Raw genomic sequence first — 3,017 nt, 5'->3', positions numbered from 1 at the left:
ACGGCGGCAGAAGTGGAGCAGGTGCTTATGGCAGTTCCTGCAACAGCTGTTGGCGCAACTGTTATGGTAATTGTTTTAGTGTCGATTGCATCAGTACAACCTGTATTCGCTATTGCTGTAAGAGTAAGAACAACAGTTCCTGCAGTAATGTCTGCGGCACTCGGGGCATAGGTACATGTGGTTAATGATGCAGCATCGACGAATGTACCTGTTCCATTGCTTGTCCAAAGGATACTAGCCTGATTGGTAGCGCTTGAACCAGCTGTAATGTTTATTGCACCATCAGATGAACAGGTTGCAATTGGGGTTCCCGCTACCGCAGTAGGGGTAATACTAATTGTTAGGGTTTTGTTTGAAGTTACATTTGCACACGGAGCATTTCCGGTTTCTGTCAGTGTCAGGTTTACGCTGCCTAAAGCAATGTCCGCAGCACTAGGCAAATAAGTGCATAGTGTTAAAGATGTAGCGTCGGTAAATGTTCCCGTTCCATCTGAAGTCCAAGTAATATTGGAGCTGTTTGTGGCACTTGATCCTGCGGTAATGTTCACTGCGGCAGAAGTGGAGCAGGTGCTTATGGCAGTTCCCGCTACAGGCGCAGCAGCAACCGTTATTGTAATTGTTTTAGTGTCGATTGCATCGGTACAACCTGCATTTGTAGCTGTAAGAGTAAGAACAACAGTTCCTGCAGTAATGTCTGCGGCACTCGGGGCATAGGTACATGTGGTTAATGATGCAGCATCGACGAATGTACCCGTTCCGTTGCTTGTCCAAAGGATACTGGTCTGATTGGTGGCGCTTGAACCAGCTGTAATGTTTATTGCACCATCAGATGAACAGGTTGCAATTGGGGTTCCCGCTACCGCAGTAGGGGGAATACTAATTGTTAGGGTTTTGTTTGAGGTTACATTTGTACACGGAGCATTTCCGGTTTCTGTCAGTGTCAGGTTTACGCTACCTAAAGCAATGTCCGCAGCACTAGGCAAATAGGTGCAAAGTGTTAAAGATGTAGCGTCGGTAAATGTTCCCGTTCCATCTGAAGTCCAAGTAATATTGGAGCTGTTTGTGGCACTTGATCCTGCGGTAATGTTCACTGCGGCAGAAGTGGAGCAGGTGCTTATGGCAGTTCCCGCTACAGGCGCAGCAGCAACCGTTATTGTAATTGTTTTAGTGTCGATTGCATCGGTACAACCTGCATTTGTAGCTGTAAGAGTAAGAATAACAGTTCCTGCAGTAATGTCTGCGGCACTCGGGGCATAGGTACATGTGGTTAATGATGCAGCATCGACGAATGTACCCGTTCCGTTGCTTGTCCAAAGGATACTGGTCTGATTGGTGGCGCTTGAACCAGCTGTAATGTTTATTGCACCATCAGATGAACAGGTTGCAATTGGGGTTCCCGCTACCGCAGTAGAGGGAGTGCTAATGGTTAGGGTTTTGTTTGAGGTTACATTTGCACACGGAGCATTTCCGGTTTCTGTCAGTGTCAGGTTTACGCTACCTAAAGCAATGTCTGCAGCACTAGGCAAATAGGTGCATAGTGTTAAAGATGTAGCGTCGGTAAATGTTCCCGTTCCATCTGAAGTCCAAGTAATATTGGAGCTGTTTGTGGCACTTGATCCTGTGGTAATGTTCACTGCGGCAGAAGTAGAGCAGGTGCTTATGGCAGTTCCCGCTACAGGCGCAGCAGCAACCGTTATGGTAATTGTTTTAGTGTCGATTGCATCGGTACAACCTGCATTCGCTATTGCTGTAAGAGTAAGAATAACAGTTCCTGCAGTAATGTCTGCGGCACTCGGGGCATAGGTACAGGTGGTTAATGAGGCAGCATCTACGAATGTACCCGTTCCATTGCTTGTCCAAAGGATACTAGCCTGATTGGTAGCGCTTGAACCAGCTGTAATGTTTATTGCACCATCAGATGAACAGGTTGCAATTGGGGTTCCCGCTACCGCAGTAGTGGGAGTACTAATTGTTAGGGTTTTGTTTGAGGTTACATTTGCACACGGAGCATTTCCGGTTTCTGTCAGTGTCAGGTTTACGCTACCTAAAGCAATGTCCGCAGCACTAGGCAAATAGGTGCAAAGTGTTAAAGATGTAGCGTCGGTAAATGTTCCCGTTCCATCTGAAGTCCAAGTAATATTGGAGCTGTTTGTGGCACTTGATCCTGCGGTAATGTTCACTGCGGCAGAAGTGGAGCAGGTGCTTATGGCAGTTCCCGCTACAGGCGCAGCAGCAACCGTTATTGTAATTGTTTTAGTGTCGATTGCATCGGTACAACCTGCATTTGTAGCTGTAAGAGTAAGAATAACAGTTCCTGCAGTAATGTCTGCGGCACTCGGGGCATAGGTACATGTGGTTAATGATGCAGCATCGACGAATGTACCCGTTCCGTTGCTTGTCCAAAGGATACTAGCCTGATTGGTGGCGCTTGAACCAGCTGTAATGTTTATTGCGCCATCAGATGAACAGGTTGCAATTGCTGTACCAGCAACGGCTGTTGGAGCTGCTGTTACGGTGATGATTCCCGTAGCATTTATGCTACCACAACTTCCCGTTAAGGGAATGCTGTACGCAAATACGCCTGATGCCGTTGGCGTGCCAGTTATGGTAATCACGTTCGCTGCCCATGTTGCGCTTACACCTGCTGGTAAACCGTTGGCTCCTAATACCCCAGAATTGGATATGCCCGTAGCTAATGTTGTGACATGCGTGATATTGGTTAAAGGGGTATTGTTACACAATGTTGGGGTGCTCGATGCCGCCGCCGCTGTCATGTTTGCCGTTACGGTGATGGTTCCGGTTGCATTAATGCTACCACAACCTCCCGTTAACGGGATGCTGTATGCAAAAACGCCTGATGCCGTTGGTGTGCCACTGATGGTGATCACGTTTGCTGCCCAAGCCGCGGTTACGCCTGCCGGTAATCCCGTTGCCACTCCGATGCCTGTGGCCAATGTTGTGGCATGTGTGATATTGGTTAAAGGGGTACTGATACACAATGTTGGGGTGCTCGATGC

1 protein-coding gene is annotated in these 3,017 nt (G+C 47.9%); it reads right to left on the bottom strand.

The window, feature by feature from the left end:
* On the bottom strand, window positions 1–3,017 hold a 3,017-nt coding region (locus DB895_RS14340), incomplete at both ends, for a beta strand repeat-containing protein (RefSeq protein ID WP_208012194.1).

It is taken from the genome of Flavobacterium psychrotolerans, from assembly GCF_003097635.1.
Taxonomy (GTDB): domain Bacteria; phylum Bacteroidota; class Bacteroidia; order Flavobacteriales; family Flavobacteriaceae; genus Flavobacterium; species Flavobacterium psychrotolerans.
The sequence above is the reverse complement of the archived record's forward strand: the minus strand, read 5'-3'. Positions and strand labels throughout refer to the sequence as shown.